Origin of the sequence: Massilia sp. Root335 (assembly GCF_001425685.1) — a bacterium.
GTDB lineage: Bacteria > Pseudomonadota > Gammaproteobacteria > Burkholderiales > Burkholderiaceae_D > Telluria > Telluria luteola.
The window spans coordinates 38173-54880 of sequence record NZ_LMCY01000015.1 but is presented as its reverse complement, the minus strand read 5'-3'; the positions used below and the strand labels follow the sequence as shown (position 1 = coordinate 54880).

Annotated in this window: 6 protein-coding genes; 2 read left to right on the top strand and 4 right to left on the bottom strand. The window is 70.9% G+C overall.

Annotated elements, in window-relative coordinates; all coding sequences use genetic code 11:
- Positions 1-30: 30 nt before the first annotated feature.
- From ASC93_RS29640 to ASC93_RS10330, 3 genes are read right to left on the bottom strand one after another with little or no spacing between them, the layout of a single operon-like run.
- On the bottom strand, positions 31-3153 hold the full coding sequence (locus tag ASC93_RS29640) for a GDSL-type esterase/lipase family protein (RefSeq protein WP_082547912.1): 3123 nt from the start codon (positions 3151-3153) through the stop codon (positions 31-33).
- Complete coding sequence (locus tag ASC93_RS10335; protein ID WP_200958301.1) at positions 3150-5588, bottom strand: glycoside hydrolase N-terminal domain-containing protein; 2439 nt, start codon at positions 5586-5588, stop codon at positions 3150-3152. Before ASC93_RS10335 ends, ASC93_RS29640 begins: the two co-directional genes overlap by 4 nt.
- 16 nt (positions 5589-5604) lie before the next feature.
- Positions 5605-9333, bottom strand: coding sequence for a TonB-dependent receptor (locus ASC93_RS10330; protein WP_056440781.1), 3729 nt, complete (start codon positions 9331-9333; stop codon positions 5605-5607).
- A gap of 265 nt (positions 9334-9598) precedes the next feature.
- On the opposite strand from ASC93_RS10330, the gene ASC93_RS10325 reads away from it, so the two are divergent.
- Positions 9599-11278, top strand: coding sequence for a glycoside hydrolase 43 family protein (locus ASC93_RS10325; RefSeq protein ID WP_082547911.1), 1680 nt, complete (start codon positions 9599-9601; stop codon positions 11276-11278).
- A 230-nt stretch (positions 11279-11508) separates the two neighbouring features.
- Here the strand turns inward: ASC93_RS10325 and ASC93_RS10320 are convergent, their stop codons facing one another.
- Positions 11509-13869, bottom strand: coding sequence for a pectinesterase family protein (locus tag ASC93_RS10320; protein ID WP_056440778.1), 2361 nt, complete (start codon positions 13867-13869; stop codon positions 11509-11511).
- A gap of 186 nt (positions 13870-14055) precedes the next feature.
- On the opposite strand from ASC93_RS10320, the gene ASC93_RS10315 reads away from it, so the two are divergent.
- Positions 14056-16677, top strand: coding sequence for a glycoside hydrolase family 3 C-terminal domain-containing protein (locus tag ASC93_RS10315; RefSeq protein ID WP_056440774.1), 2622 nt, complete (start codon positions 14056-14058; stop codon positions 16675-16677).
- Positions 16678-16708: the final 31 nt, after the last annotated feature.

The following is a 16708-nucleotide window of genomic DNA, read 5'->3' as shown; positions in this document are numbered from 1 at the left end:
TGCCAGGTGGTATATTAAATTCTGCTGGTTTCAGCGCCGGGCGCCGAACTGGCGGTCGAGCCAGTCGTAGGCGTGGTCCTGCACCGCGCGCGGGAATTCGTGGCCGCCCGGCCGCACGACCCCCTCGAACCGGTCGGCCGCGCCCCAGGCCCGCCACACCTGCGCCATCTTCGCGTACGCGTCGCGCACGGACGCGACGGGGAACAGCTTGTCGGTCTCGCCGGCGAAGAACAGGGCCGGCTTCGGCGCGGCGAGGCTGGCCACGTCCGGATAATCGAGCCAGCGCAGCAGGCCGGGATGCATCATCTGGAACGACGACCCGCCGCGCAGCGTGCTGCTGCCCGGGACCATCAGGCCGTCCGCCGTGGCCATCCAGTTCGACGCGACCACGGCGGCGATGTCGTCGGACAGCGCCGCGACCTGCCACGCGCGGAAGGCGCCCATCGAAAAGCCCAGCGCGGCGACGCGCTTGCCGTCGACTTCCGGCAGCGACGCGAGGAAGCGCGCCGCGCGCACATCCTCGAGCGCCATGTTGCCGGCGAGGGAGCTGCCCAGGTTGAAGAAGTTGGACGCCAGCGCCTGCTGGGCCTCGCCCGTCAGCGGGCCGCGGTCGCCCCAGCCGACGGCATCCGCGCACAGCACCACATAACCGCGCGCGGCCAGCGCGTCGCCGGGCCAGCGGCCGGAAAAGTGCTTGTCCGCCCAGGCCTGCGCGGACGCGTGGCGGGCCGCGTCGGCCTCGCCGAACGGTTCGATCATCTTTTCCTTGCCGATGTCGAACTTGCCGCCATGGTCGTGCAGCATGAGCGCGGCCGGGTGCCTGCCGGCGGATGTCGGCACCAGCAGCAGGGCGCGCACGCGGCTCACGGCCGTGATGTTGAAGACCACCTGGCGCGCGACGTAGCTGCCGCGCTCCTGTTCCGCGATGACTTCCGGCGCGAACGGCGTATCGTCGCGCTCCTGCAGCGTGGCCTGCCACAGCGCGGCGCGGCCGCGCTCCCGCCACGCCGGCAAGTCCGTGACCTGCGGCGACCACGCCAGCGGATAGCGCATCCGCGCCTTCAGCGCCGGGGCGAACACCGGCATGTTGTAGGCGACGCCGGGGCTTTGATAGGCCTGCGCCGGCGGCGCGAGCCGGTCGTTCTCCACCTGCGGCGGCTGGGCCAGCACCCACATGAAGTACAGCGTCTTGGCGGCCTTGGCGCGGGTGACCGTCGCCTGCGGTTCCAGCAGCCGGCCATCGACCATGCGGCCGCGCGCGATGCCCGTCTCCGAGCGGATCAATCCCAGCCGGTACGCGTCCTCGACCTTGGCCGCCAGGGCGGGGGCGACGGCCGCGCGGTCCTCCAGCTGCGCCCAGTCGACCAGCGGGTAGTACATGGCGCCGTGCGCGCCCGTGTCCAGGTTCGGGTCGTAGCCCGGCATGCCCGGCACGACGGTCCGGCCGTTGTAGTCGGTCATGTAGCGGGGCTTCGCGGCGAAGCGCAGGTGGTAGGCGTCGTCCACGACGGCGCCCATGACTTCCCGGCGCAGCGGCCCGTCCGGATAGCCCGTCAACGCCCCTTCCGGCAGGTGCAGCAGCCGGCCCAGCGCGGCGGCGAATTCGCGCGTGTCCATCGGCGCCTGCGGATGGACGTTCCCCTGCGCGTCCTCGCGCAGGGCGCCGAGCTGGATCAGCTTCTCGATCTGGTTGCGGTAGTACGCGCCGTCGCCGGACCGGATGTCGGCCGCGATCTCCGGATAGATCGCGGACCAGTCGCCAGTGCCGATCGCGGCCCGCACGTCGGCCCGCAGCGCGCCGGCCACCCGCGCCGCGACCGCATCGCCCTGCTGCGCGAGCTGCGCCAGTCCGGTCACGACCATGCGCGCGTACTGCTTGGCCATCGCTTCCTTGAAGTGGGTGCCGTCGATCTTGTTGGCGGGATGGCCGTTGGCATAGCTGCCGTCGTTGGTCTTGCCGGGCGTTTCGCCGGCCTCGATCGACATCATCATCGCCGTCACGGCGGCCACGCCCGCTTCGTTGTAGTACGCGACGCTGCGCGCGTTCAGGTCGACCAGCGGCACGCCGGCGTCGCGGGCGACCCCGCGCATCACGTCCGGGAAGCGGCGCTTCCGGAACGAGTTTTCGTACGGGCGGCCGGGCGGCTGCGCGCCGTTCACGCGCGACATCGGCGTCACCAGCACGGCGTTCATGCCGCGCGCGCGGATCGCCGGCAGGTAGACGTCGCGGATCATGGCCTCGTACGTCGCCTCCGTCGCGCCGCGGCCCCAGCGTTTGGTCTCGTCCTCGCTCTCGTCGTTGTGGCCGAACTGGATCAGCACGACGTCGCCCGGGTAGCCGGCCAGCAGCAGGTCGTTGAAGCGGCCTTCGGCATAGGCGTTGCGGAACGAGCGTCCGCCATTGGCGTAGTTCACGACGCGCACCCGGGCCGGGTCGAACAGCTTGCCGAAGACCTGGCCCCAGCCGCTCATCGGCGCTTCCTCGAACGTGTACGACTTGACCGTGGAGTCGCCGAGCGTGAACACGGCCGGCAGCGTGCCCGGCGGCCGGGCGTCAGGCGCCACCGGCACGATCTCCAGCGCCTCGATGCCGACCGGCGTGCCGGTGCGATTGGGCTCGACCTCGATGTCGATGAACGCCTGGCCGTTCACGTAGCGGTAGCGCCATTCGTGGCCGTCCACGCGCATGAGGGTCCGGTTCGGCAGCAGGCCCGCCGCGTCCCAGCTGGACGGCTTGAGCAGGCGGCTGGTCTGCATGCCCGATATCGAGACCGTGGCGTCGTCCGCGCCCGCCGTCGCGCGCACCCGGATGTCGTAGGTGCCCGGCGGGACCTTGACGCGGAACGCCATGCCGAAACGGTTGTCGCCGTCGAACGCCGCTTCCTCGATGACGGCGGCCGTGCCGGTGCAGCGGATGCCGGCGCTGTGCACCGGCCGTGGCGGCCGGGCGCCGGTCTGCGCGACGAAGCCCCAGCCGCGACCCGCGTCATAGGCCGGGACGTCGTCGCCGTGGCCGCAGGCGGCCGCCTGCATGCCCGGCGTCTCCGGGCCGGCGAAGCTGAAGCGCAGCGGCGCCGGCGCCGGCGCCGGGCCGGCCCATGCCGGCGCGGCGGCCAGCGCCAGCAGCAGGAAAGAGTACAGGGATGGTTTCATATGATCTCCGGGGTGGCGCGACCGTTGCGGTCCAGGGTGACGTCCAGCAGCCGCGTGCCGTGGCGCAGGCGCACCGCGGCGCCCGGCCTTCCGCGCAGGGCGACCCGGCGCAGGCGGCCTTGCGCCCAGTCGATGTCGAGTTCCACGCCGCCGCGCGCACGCACGCCGCGCAGCGCGCCCTCGGGCCAGGCCGCGGGCAGGGCGGGGAGCAGCCGGATCTCGCCGCCCCACGACTGCACGATCATCTCGAGGATGCCGGCGGTGCCGCCGAAATTGCCGTCGATCTGGAACGGCGGATGCGCGTCGAACATGTTCGGATACGTGCGCGTGGGGCCGAGCAGGCCGGTGAGGATCGCGTGGGCCCGGTCGCCGTCGCCCATGCGGGCCCACAGCACCAGCCGCCAGGCCGTCGCCCAGCCCGTCGACTTGTCGCCGCGGATGTCGAGCGACACCTTGGCCGCTGCGATCAGGTCAGGCGTGTCGCGCACGTTGATCTGTTCGCTCGGGTAGACGCCGTACAGGTGCGACACGTGGCGGTGCGTGTCCTTCTTCGCGTCCCAGTCCTCCAGCCATTCCTGCAACTGGCCCAGCGCGCCGATCCGGTCGGCGGGCAGGCGGTTGCGCATCGTCGCCAGCGTCGCGGCGAAGCCGGCATCCGGATCCTTCAGCGCGGCATGCGCCTGCAGCGTCCAGCCGAACAGGTCGCGGATGATCTGGCGGTCCATGGCCGGTCCCGCGCACAGCGCCACGCCGGGATGGTGGTTGTGTTCCGGCGACATCGACGGCGACGTCACCAGGCCGCGGCCCTTCGGGTCCTCGACCATGGCGTCCACGAAGAACAGCGCGGCGCCCTTCAGCAGCGGGTAGATGCGGCGCAGCCAGGCCTCGTCCGGGTGGTATTCGTAGTGGTCCCACAGCGTCTTGCACATCCACGCGCCGCCGAGCGGCCACATGCCGAAATTCGGCCCGTCGATCGGCGCCGTGGCGCGCCACAGGTCGGTGTTGTGGTGAGTGACCCAGCCGCGCGCGCCATAGTGCTTGCGCGCCGTGACGGCGCCGGTGATGGCCAGGTCCTCGATCATGCGCAGCACCGGTTCCACGCATTCGGCCAGGTTGGCGGCGTGCGCCGGCCAGTAGTTCATCTCGGTGTTGATGTTGATCGTGTACTTGCCGCCCCAGGGCGGACTGTTCCCCTCGTTCCAGCGGCCCTGCAGGTTGGCGGGCTGCGAGCCCGGACGCGACGACGCCAGCAGCAGGTAGCGCGCATATTGCACGTACAGCGCGGCCAGGCCGGGGTCGGGCACGGCTTCCGACACGGCGATGCGTTCGTGCGTGGGACGGGCATCGACGGCGCCGCCGCCGAGCCGGATCGAGAAGCGCTGGAACAGCGCCCGGTGGGCCGCGACGTGGTCGGCCTTCAGGCGCGCGTACGGCTTGCGCGCGGCCGCGTCGGTGCGGGCGCGGACGAGCGCGACCGGGTCGCCGCTCACGTCGGCGTAGTTCACGTAGCTGGTGGCGCAGGAGACGAGCAGCGTGATGGCCGTGGCGCCGCGCACCCGCAGGCGGTCGCCGTCGACGGTGGCCGCGCCGTCGCTGACGGCACGGACGCGCACCGCGTAGCGCAGCGCGGCGGGAATGCCCTGGGCCGGCTGGTTGCGGCCCTCGGCCAGCAGCGCGCCGGCGCCGTCCGGCCGGATGGCGAGCGTGGCCGGGCGCTGGCTGGCATCCGTCGACTCGCGCAGGTCCCAGGCGGCACCTTGAAAAGGCGCGGGCGGCGTCTGCGTATCGCCGTATTTGACGTTCGCCGGTGCGCGGTAGCCCACGTCCAGGTCCAGCGGGCGGCCGCCCGTTGCCGTCAGGTGCAGCACCACGACCTGGTCCGGTTCGCTGGCGAACGCTTCGCGCAGGTGGCGCGTGGCGCCGTCCGTGAAGCTGGCCGTCGCGACCGCCGTGTCGAGGTCGAGCGAGCGCCGGTAGTGGGCCGCGCCCTGCACGCCGGGGAAGTCGAGCAGCAGGTCGCCCGCGGCGCCATACGGCATTTGGCGCATCGGCTTGCCCATCATCGACGCGCTCGCGAGGTCCGCGGCTTCCTTGAACTTTTCCTGGTCGATCAGCGCGCGCACCCGCGGCAGCGCCGCCAGCGCGTCCGGGTTGCTCGGATCGTACGGACCGCCGGCGAACAGCGTGTCCTCGTTCAGCTGCACGCGTTCCTGCGCGGCGCGGCCGAACACCATGGCGCCGAGCCGGCCGTTGCCGATCGGGAGCGCCTCGACCCAGGGGCCGGCCGGCTTGTCGTACCAGAGACTCAGGCTGTCGCGGTCGTGCCTCGTTGCCGCGACCACGGTGGCGCCGGCGAGGCCGGGCATGGCCAGCGCCAGCCCGGTCGACACCATGAAGCTGCGGCGCGCCGGCCGGGACGGGTGTTGTCGATTCAAGAGTGTCTCCTGTCGGTCACAAGGTACGGAAGTTCAAACCGACCATGATGCGGCGGCCGGCATACGCATAGTCCAGCAGGTTGGGCGTCCCGTCGGCGAACGGCGTCGACGCGCCCTGGCTGTTGGTGGTGGTCGCATTCCCCAGATTGCGGCCCTCGACGAAGACCTCCACGTTCGGCCGCAGCTTGTACGCGAGCTTGGCGTCGATGAAGCGGGTGGTGTCCTTGTAGTTCGGCGAACCCGGATTGTAGGGGAATTTGGTGAGCTGGACCCCGACGCCCGGGTAGTTCTGGATCGCGGCCTGCTGGGTGCAGCCGGCGATGCAGGTGAAGTAGGAAGCCACCGCCTGCACCGCGACGCGCGCCGACAGGCGGCCGTCGTCGTACCACAGCGCCCAGTTGTACGAATACTTCGACTCGCGCTGCGGCGGCAGCGGGGCGCCGGTCAGCAGGTCGACCGCGTTCTCGCTGGTCGTGATCGACCGCAGCTTCGTCACGTTGGCGTCGAAGCCGGTGTAGCGCAGCGCCCAGGGCAGGAAGGTGAACGCGGTCTTGGTGCCCAGTTCGAGGCCCTTGCGGGTCGTCGCGGCGCCGTTCATCCACATCGAATAGTTGAACGGGATGGTCGACAGGTCGGTGCCGGTCGCGGGGTCGACCAGCGGCGAGCCGGCGAACAGCGGCAGCTTGTTGACGCCCTGGCTCAGCGCGGGGCCGATGATGCCTTTCTGCCGGAAGATGGCGGCCGTGAACATCGTGTCCTTGTTCGGATACAGTTCGAGGCTCAGGTTCTGGTTGAGGTTCTTCTGCGCCTGCAGGGCTGGGTTGCCGAGCGTGCCGCTGCAGCGCTGGGCGACTTCGCCGCCCACGGCCAGCGTCTCGTCGTAGATGCAGGTGCCGGCCGGCAGAAGCTGCGTGATCGGCGGCCGCGCCACGGTGCGCGCGCGGCTGTAGCGCACGACCAGCTTGTCCGGGACCATCCACATCGCCAGGTTGTACGTCGGCAGGAAGTCGGTGGTGCTGGCGTTGACGGCGGTGTTGCGGATGTACGTGTTGGTGACGGTGCCGCCCGGCGCGGTCGGGTTGAGCGGGTCGTAGGACGCGGTAGGGGTGATGGAGCTCAGCGTCATCATCCCGAGGCCGCTGACCTTCGTGCGCACGAAGCGGTACCCCAGGTTGCCGTCGATCTCCCAGCCGAACGGCAGGGCGCGATCGGTGAACGGGATGTGGTCGATGCCGAAGTCGCCCATGATGTAGAACGCCTGCGTGCGTTCCTTGAGCTTCTGCACCGGCTGGTCGTAGACCTTGCCGTCGTTGGCGGTGCAGTGCTTGACGCAGTCGTAATTGTTGTTGGGCGCGCCGATCAGGCCGAAGGCTTTCTCGACGTCGATCTGGGTCCAGTTGTCGAGCATGCCGGCCGGGCGTCCGCTGGCGCCGCTGAACAACTGGGTCGACGTGGCCTTGCCGGTCAGGACCTGCGATACGAGGTCCTGGAACTGCTGCGGCGTCAGTTGCGTCGTGCCGTTCAGGGCCAGGCGCGGGTCGGGGTTCGATACATAGCCGTACTGGCACGGCTTGCCGCCTGGGCCCAGCGAGCCCGGGGTGTCCTGGCAGGCCTGGACCACGTCGCGGGCGATCGGGGTCGGGAGCACGATCGGCGCCTGGTAGCCCGGCTGGCCATAGGTGCCGTTCGCCGCCTGCAGCACGATGCCGCCGCTGTTGCCGTCGCCCGGATTCCAGTTGTCGACGCGGTTGTCGCGCAGGTTGAAGCCGGCCTTGAAGCGCTTGAAGAACGGGACCGACTCCGGCGTCGCCCACGCGAGATCGAGCTTGGCGGTGCGCTCCTCGGTGGCGCGGATCTGCGGGTTCCAGAACGCCTCGGTGCGCGGCGACGAAGAGCTCAGCAGCGGCTGTTGCGCGATCGTGTACGCCGGCGCGGCGCGCGTGTTGAGGGGGCCGAGCGGCTGCGCGGCGGTGTTGCCGGTGGCCGGGAACACGCGCACGTACTGGGCCGGATCGGCCTGATTGAAGCCGCTGCCGGGGAAGGTGTAGGTCCACAATCCGTTCGGCAGGACCGACATCGTGGTCGGGCCGTAGAAATTGGTGAAGCTGATGCGCTTCTGGGCGCGCTGGAAATCCGAGCGCGCGTCGCCGACGAAGAATTCCGCGGTGAGGCCGCCGTTCCGGTAGGTGCCACCCAGCTGGAAGTATTTCGCCGTGATGTCGGCGATGTCGTGCAACTGGTCGGTGGTCGCCTGGCCGTCGGTGATCTGGTACGACGTCAGGTGGTGGTTGGCGTCGGCGACGATCGAGCCGGGCACGATGTTGACGACGGTGCCCGCCAGCGGATAGCCGTTGCTGCGCGTGGTCGGGGTGTCGTACAGGTAGTAGCCGGAACCCGGCACCGCGTTGCGCACGCCGGCCGCGGTGTCGTCGACGTACGGCCGGCCGGTAAAGGCCGGGCTGATCGTCGTGCCGGTGTTGGTCAGCACGTTGCCGAGCGTGTAGGTGAGCTGCGACATGTCGTCGCGGCGGCGGTTGTAGCTGCCCTTGGCGTAGACGGTCAGGTGGTTGTCGACCTTGAAGTCGGCGCGCAGGTCCAGGTCCTGGCGCCTGTCGATCTCGCGCTTGACGAAGTAGCGCACGTTCGACGGCGTGTAGTCGTTCCACTGGTTCAGGCAGGTCGCCAGCTCGTTCCCGCGCTGGGACTGGGCCGCGTTGCGGCTGTTCGACGCGATCGTGTTCAGCTGGGCGGCGGCGATGGCCGGGAAGGCGGCGTAGCAGTCGGCCTTGGTGCGCGCGGCCGCCGACTGGGTCAGCACCGACAGCGGCGTCGCCGAGTTGAAGAAGCCGCCGCCGGTCAGCGGCGATTGCAGCAGCGGCTGGTCCACGCTGGCGTCGGCCCGGTTCAGCGTGGCGGGCAGGAAGCTGAAGGTCTTCTGCGGCGAATTGTCGAAGTCGGCCACGCGGTAATAGCCCTGCAGCGCGCTGAAGGCGTTCTGCTGCGAGTGCGACTCGTTCGCCAGCGTCGTCGACGATGCGTTGAGCAGCAGGCCCAGGCGCCCGTCGAGGAATTTGTCCGCCAGGATCAGGTTTGCATCCGGCTTCCATTTTTTGTTCAGCGACGTTTGCGACGCGGCCACGCGCACCGACGCGAAGGGCTTCTTGAAATCGAGGCCGGTGCGCGTCTTGATGATGATGCCGCCGCCCAGCGAGCCCTCGGTCATGTCGGCCGTCGAGCCCTTGACCACGTCCACGCTCTTGATCAGGTCGGACGACAGCTGGCGGAACTCGACGGCGCGGCCGCTGGCGCCGCTGTTGCCGCCCATGTCGGCGCCGCCCGCCGATTGCACGCCCTGGCCGTCGATCTCGACGCGGGTCAGGTCGGCCGAATTGCCGCGCACGGCGACGCTGACGCCTTCGCCGTAGTCGCCCCGGTCCAGCGCGATGCCCGACATGCGCGAGATCGCCTCGCCGACGTTCCGGTCCGGCAGCGAGCCGACGTCCTCGGCGACGATCGAATCGATCGCGGTGGCCGCGTTCTTCTTGCGGTCGATGCTCGATTGCTGCGAGGCGCGGGTCGCGCTCACCACCACCCGGGCGATTTTCTCGCCGCTGGCGCCGTCCCCGGCCGGCGCCGGGTTCTCCTGCGCCACGGCGGCGCTGCTGACGATCAGCGAAGCCAGGGCCAGCGACACGGCCAGGCTCAGGCGCTTCGGCCGCAGCGGATATGATGTGCTCTCTCTCACGATAGGTCTCCATTGTAGGTATGCGTTCTTTCCGCGGCTGGCGATGTGTACGTTATATATTGCGTACCAGATCCGGCGGTCGGACATAGATTAAGCGAGGAGTCGGGTTGGACCGTTGTGAAACTCACCAAACCACATTGTGATTATTGGCAGACCAATTTAATGAATTGGTCGGTCCAGATTTTGCTCTGCTAACCTTTTGATGTAAAACTGGCTGGACCGGCCAGTTCCGCCACACCGACAACACGCAAGGAGACGCAGCAGCATGTCCACACCATTTCCATTCCGCTCGCCGCACGGGCATTTCGCCACCTCCGGCCGCATCGCCGGCGCCGTCCTGCTGGCCGTGCTGGCGGCCGGGTGCCAGTCGGCGCCCGCCGCCCGGCCGCCGGGCGCCGACGAACCCTGGGTGGCCGACCTGGGCGACGGCCGCTACCGGAATCCGGTGCTGCATGCCGATTATTCGGACCCGGACGCGATCCGCGTCGGCGACACCTACTACCTGACCTCGTCGAGTTTCAACAGCGCGCCCGGACTGCCGTTGCTGCAGTCGAAGGACCTGGTGAACTGGGAACTGGTCGGCCACGCGCTGCCCAACCTCGTGCCGGCCGAGCGCTTCGCCGTGCCGCGCCTCGGCGACGGCGTGTGGGCGCCGTGCCTGCGCTGGCACGACGGCAAATTCTGGATCTTCTACCCGGACCCGGACCTCGGCATTTTCGTCACCACGGCCGAGCGCTTCACGGGGCCGTGGAGCGCGCCGCACCTGCTCCTGCCGGGCAAGGGCATCATCGATCCGACGCCGCTGTGGGACGACGACGGCAAGGCCTACCTGCTGCACGGCTGGGCCAGAAGCCGCGCCGGCATCAACAACCTCTTGACCCTGCGCAGCATGGCGCCGGACGGCAGCCGCCTGCTCGACGACGCGGGCGCCACCATCATCGACGGCAACAAGCTGCCCGGCTACCGCACGCTGGAGGGCCCCAAGCTGTACAAGGAAAACGGCTGGTACTACGTGTTCGCGCCGGCCGGTGGGGTCGAGGAGGGCTGGCAGGCGGTGTTCCGCTCGCGCAGCATCCACGGACCGTACGAGGTGCGGACCGTGATGGACCAGGGCACGACGCCGGTCAACGGCCCGCACCAGGGCGCGTGGGTGCGGGCGCAGGACGGCAAGGACTGGTTCCTGCATTTCCAGGACAAGGGCGCGTACGGCCGCGTCGTGCACCTGCAGCCGATGCGCTGGGCGGACGGCTGGCCCGTGATCGGCGAGGACGGTCCGAAGCCCGGCACCGGCCAGCCCGTGCTCGTCCACGCCAAGCCGGTGGCCGGCGGCCCGGTCCGGGTGCCGCCGACGTCCGACGAATTCGACGGACCGGCGCTCGGCCTGCAATGGCAGTGGAACGCCAACAGCCAGGCCGGCTGGTATTCGCTGGCCGCGCGCCCGGGCCATCTGCGCCTGTTCACGCAACCCGCGCCGGAAGCGGACTATGTGCGCGGCGCGCCGGCGCTCCTGTTGCAGAAGCTGCCGGCGCCGGCCTTCGTCGTCAACACGCATGTCCGGCTGAACGGCGCGCGCGACGGCGACCGCGCCGGCCTGATCCTCGACGGCATGCAGTACGCCTGGCTGGGCCTGCGCCAGGCCGGGGCCGCGACGCAGCTCGTCTACACGACCTGCACCCCGGCCAGGGTGCGTTGCACGGAATCGACCCGCGTCGTGCTGCCCTCCGCCCCCGCGGATCTCGACCTGCGCATGGAGATGCGCGAGGGCGGCGTGGCGCACTTCTCGTACCGCAGCGGCGGCACGGCCTTCGTGCCGGTGGCCGAGCCGTTCACGGCCAGCAAGGGCCGCTGGGTCGGGGCACAGATGGGCTTATTCAGTGTCGGGAGCCAGGCGGCGGGGGCGGGTGCGAGCCTGGACGTCGACTACTTCCGCGTGACCGCGCACTGAGGAGCGGCGTCGTTCCTGGACTGGGCATTGGCCCTGGCGGGGACCCGATTACGTTACGTGGACGCGCCGGACTTGGGCCCCCGCCTGCGCGGGGGCGACGGTTCAGGGGGCGCGGGCCATCGTTTGACTGGGACCATCCGGCCGCATCGGCTCCAATCACGCCGTCCAGGGGGGCGCGCGGGCCATCGTTTGTCCGGAACCATCCGGTCGCACACGGTCCAATCACGCCGTCATTCCCGCGCCGCCTGCGGATTCCAGCCCTTGCCGCCGCCGAATCCCGCGAACACGCGGGCGCGGCTCGAGAAACGCGCGGCCTGCGCGGCCGTCAGCACCTGCCCGCCGCCGCGGCCGGCGAGATCGAGCGGCTGGCCCGCCATGTCCATGCTGTTGTATTCGAACCAGCCGGTCCCGCCGCGCGGCTGGCCGCTCCAGCCGCGCGGCGAGATGTGGCCGTCGATGCGGCAGTTGATGTAGCTGACGTTGTCCCAGCTGCTGCCCGGGCGCGCCAGGAAGCTCGCGCCGGCCGGCGCGTCGTTGCCGGCCGGGCCGGGGCCGTGCGTGATGCGGCTGTTCAGGAAGACGAAGCCCGGGTCGGCCCGCGCCGGCGTGCGGGCCTGGACGATGTAGCCGCCCTTCGCGGCGGCGGCGCTGTTGCCGACCGTGCGGATCTCGCTGTCCTCGAACAGCGACGCCGGGCTGTAGCCCCAGATGAAATCGACGTTCCCTTCGATCAGGCTGCGGTAGAACCACGTATAGCCCCGCACCAGAATCGTGTCCTGCTCGCTCGCGAAGCGGGCGTTGGTCGCGACGAGGCGCCCGTCGCTGGCGAAATTCAGCGCTTCGGCCTGGCCGCCGGTCGTCCTCGCGAGCCACGTCGTGTTGACGACGCTGAGATTGTCGAGCGTGACCAGGTCGGCGTCCTCGATCAGGAAGACCGAGCGGCCGCCGTTCGTGCCCGGCGCCAGCGCGTCCTGGCTGCCGCCCGCGCCCGGATTCGGTCCGTCGCTGTTTTCGGCCGCGATCACGGTGCCGTCGCGGCCCGCGCCGCGCAAGGTGACGTTGTCCTTGCCGCGCAGGTACAGCAGGCCGTCGTAGCGGCCGGCGGCGACGCGGATCGTCACCGGCGCCGCGCGCGGCACGTTGCGCATCACGTGGTCGAGGGCGCCCTGCACGGTGCGGAAATCGGCCGGGCCGTCGTCGTCGACGGTCAGGTCGCGCGCCGTGGGCATGCGTGCGCGCGTGGTGAAACGCCAGAGCGCGGCCTTGCCGATCCCGTCGAACGGCTGCCCCGCGAGACGCGCGCCGGGGAAGGCATTGGCATCGACCAGCACATAGTATTCGGTGCCGTAGGCGAGCTGCGCGTCGTGCGGCCGGATCGTCACCTCGCGCCCGTCGACGCGGACCGGATCGTAGCGGACCACGCGCCGGCGGCCGTCCGCGCTCGTGCCGATGGCGTCGACGTCGCCGTCGAGGCGCAGCACGTCGACCAGCGCGTCGTCGGCCGCGCGGAAGATGCGCACCGAGGCGCCGGGCCCGGGCTTTGGTGCGGCGTCGAAGCGCAGGCGCAGCGGCGTGTCGACCTGGACGTCGGCCGCGCCGGCCGCCGGCATCGCCTTGCCCCGCAAGTCGTAGACCCGGTCGGAGGCCGCGAAGACCGGCCCGACGCGGACCGCGAGCGTCGTGGCGGCGTTGTTGTCCGCGGCGCTCGACACGGTGATCGTGGCGGCACCGGCGCGCAGCGGCGTGATGACGACGGCGTCGCCGTCCATGCTTGCCGTGGCGATGTCGGGCGCGCTCGACGCGACGGCAAACGGCAGCGTGGCGCCGGTCGCGCCCGCGCCCGTGCCCGCGCCCGCGCTCGCGCTCGCGCGCACGAGGTAGCGCTGCGGCGCGTCGCCGGCCTGCAGGTCGAGCCGGCCGGACATGCGCGCCAGGCCGACGCGCACCGGCGCGACGCGGGCGTCGCCTACGCGCACGTCACCGACGTGCAGGTCGTCCAGTTCGAAGTCCCCGTCCTGCGCCAGCACGCCCACGCGCGCGGGCGGCAGCGACGGCTCGTCGACGCCGTTGATGCGGCTCCCGTCGACGTACATCGCCAGGGCCGTGCCGTCGACGTCCAGGCGCAGCGTGGTGAAGGCGTCCGGCGCGTCGACCCGCGTGCCGCCCTGCTTGAGACGCGTGACCCGGCCGTCCCGCATGCGCACGATGTCGATCGCGAGCCGTTTGCCGTCCGGCGTGGTGGCGAGCGCCAGGCCGAGCCAGTTGCGTTCGTCGGCATAGCGTGCGATCAGGTACGCGTGCCGCGGCGTCGCGTCCGGGCCGGCCGGACGCAGGCGCGCTTCGACGAAATAGGGGCCCGTGGGCGGCGCGGCGGGCAGCAGCAGCGGGCGGCCGTCGCCGCGCAACAGCAGGACGTGGTTTGTGCTGCCCTGCTGCGGGCGCAGTTGTGGCGCGCTGCCGTCGGCGGCACGCAGGCGCGTGCCGTGTTCGAAGTCTTCGCAGGCGCGGGCGCCGTTCGGGCAAGCGGCGGCGGACGCGATCCGCGTGCAGAGCGCAATGCCGAGGAGGAGGGCGGTTCGATGTCGTTTCATGAGGCGAATGAGGGTTCGGAGTCGGGATGCCGGCGGGGCCGGCGGCACCGGACGATGCTAGCAAACCGCCGGCGCGGCGGCGGCGGCGGGCGTGGTGTTTTCCCAAGAATCGCTATGGCGTCTGGTCCTTTTCGTAATGGCGGCCCTGCTAGCATCTGGCCGGCCATGATGACAGGAGACCACGACATGACGTTTCACCCCGCCGGCGCGGTGCGCCGCCTTTTCGCATGCGGACTCGTTGCGCTGGCGGGTGCCGCCTGCGCGCAGGCGCCGACCGCGGCCGAACAGCGTGCGGCGCGGCTGGTGTCGCAGATGACCCTGGAAGAAAAGGCCGGACAGATCCAGCACCGCGCCCCCGCCATCCCGCGCCTGGGCATCCCCGCCTACAACTGGTGGAACGAGGGCCTGCACGGCGTGGCGCGCACCGGCGAGGCGACCGTGTTCCCGCAGGCGATCGGCATGGCGGCGACGTGGGACACGCAGCTCGTACGCGAGATCGCGGACACGACGGCGACCGAATTCCGCGCCAAGTATGCGGCGCGGCGCCGCCCCGACGGCAGCCTGGCGGCCGGTCCGGGGCTGACCGTGTGGTCGCCGAACGTGAACATCTTCCGCGATCCGCGCTGGGGCCGTGGCCAGGAAACCTGGGGCGAGGACCCGTTCCTGACGGCGCGCATGGGCGTCGCGTTCATCCGCGGCCTGCAGGGCGACGACCCGGAACATCCCAAGACGGTGGCGACGGTCAAGCATTTCGCGGTGCACAGCGGGCCGGAATCGAACCGCCACCGCGAGGACGTGCATCCGTCGCCGCACGACGTCGTCGACACCTACCTGCCGGCCTTCCATGCGGCCGTCGTCGAGGCGAAGTCGCAGGCCGTCATGTGCGCCTACAACGCGATCGACGGCGTGCCCGCCTGCGCCAACGCACACTACCTGAAGGACGTGCTGCGCGGCGACTGGAAATTCGACGGCCACGTGGTGTCCGACTGCGCCGCCATCGCCGACATCCACCAGGCCAAGTCCCACGGCTACGTCGCCACGCCCGAGCAGGCGGCCGCCGCGGCGCTGAAGGCCGGCACCGACCTGTTCTGCTCCGCCGGTGCGCGCGACACGGCCGATCCCGCGGTGACGGTCAAGGCGGTCCGCGCGGGCCTCGTCGCGGAGCGCGATCTCGACGCGGCGGTGCGCCGCCTGATGGCGGCCCGCGCGCGCCTCGGCCTGCTGGATGGACCGGATGCGGGGCCGTACGCCGCCATCTCCGCAGGGGACTTCGACACGCCGGCGCACCGGGCGCTGTCGCTCCGGGCGGCGCGCGCGTCGATGGTGCTGCTGAAGAACGACGGCGTGCTGCCGTTCAAACCGGCACCCGCCCGTATCCTCGTCGTCGGCCCGAACGCGGACAGCGTCGATCCGCTCGTCGGCAACTACAACGGCACGCCGTCGCAGCCGGTCACCGTGTATGCCGGCATCAAGGCTCGTTTCGCCCGGTCGCAGGTCACGTTCGTCGAAGGCACGGGCTGGGTCGGGCCGCCGCTGGAAGACGTGCCCGACGCGCTGCTGTGCCGGGACGCGGCCTGCGCCCAGCCCGGGCTGAAGGTCGAGGAATACGGGAACACGACGCTGGCCGGCACGCCGTCCGCCGTGCGCAGCGACGCCAATGCGCGGGTCGCGTGGGGCACGCCGGCGCGCGTCGAGCGCGCGACGTCGATCCGCTGGACCGGCTACCTCCGTCCGCGCGACAGCGGCGCCTACCGCTTCCGCTATTCCGGCGAAAACGGCTATCGGATCTACGTGGACGACAGGCAGGTGGCGGACGTGTGGGACATCGCGTGGCCGACGTCCGACACCGACGTCCGGCTGAACGCCGGCCAGGTCTACAAGATCCGCGTCGAGGCGATGCAGAAGGGCTCGCGCGGCGACCACCGGCTGCAGTGGAGCCGTCCCAGCGCCAGCGACGGTCTCGCCCTCGCGGCCGCGCACGACGCCGACGTGATCGTGTTCGTCGCCGGCCTGACCGCGCGCTTCGAGGGCGAGGCGATGAGTGTCAAGGCGCCCGGCTTCGCGGGCGGCGACCGCACCACGCTGGACCTGCCGGCGCCGCAGCAACAGCTGCTCGAGCGCCTGCATGCGACCGGCAAGCCGGTGGTGCTCGTGCTGATGAACGGCAGTGCGCTGAGCGTGAACTGGGCGGACGCCCATCTTCCCGCCATCGTCGAAGCCTGGTATCCGGGCGGCGAGGGCGGCCAGGCGGTGGCCGAACTGCTGGCGGGCGACTTCAGTCCGGCCGGGCGGCTGCCGGTGACGTTCTACCGGTCCGCGGACCAGCTGCCACCATTCGGCGACTACGGCATGAAGGGCCGGACCTACCGCTATTTCGGCGGCGCGCCGCTGTACCCGTTCGGCTATGGCCTGAGCTATACGACGTTCGCGTATGGACAGCCGGTGGTTGCCAGCCGGTCGATCGAGGCGGGCGACGCCGTCGACGTGACCGTCGCCGTGCGCAACACGGGCAACCGCGACGGCGACGAAGTCGTGCAGCTGTACGTGGCGCGCCAGGCCGACGGCGCCCCGATCCGGTCCCTCAGGAACTTCCGGCGCATGCATTTGCGAGCGGGCGAAACCCGCGACGTCACGTTCCGGGTGGATGCCCGGGACATGAGCATCGTCGACGCCGCGGGCCGGCGCGTGGTGCCGCCGGGGGCCGTGGACCTGTGGATCGGCGGCGGCCAGCCGGGCGGCGCCAGGCCGGCCGCCGGCGCCGGGGTGCGGATCGCCGTCAGCGGACGACAGGCGGTGCCGGCTTTTTGAACGCAGCCACGTTGGATGTCTCCTGTTCTGT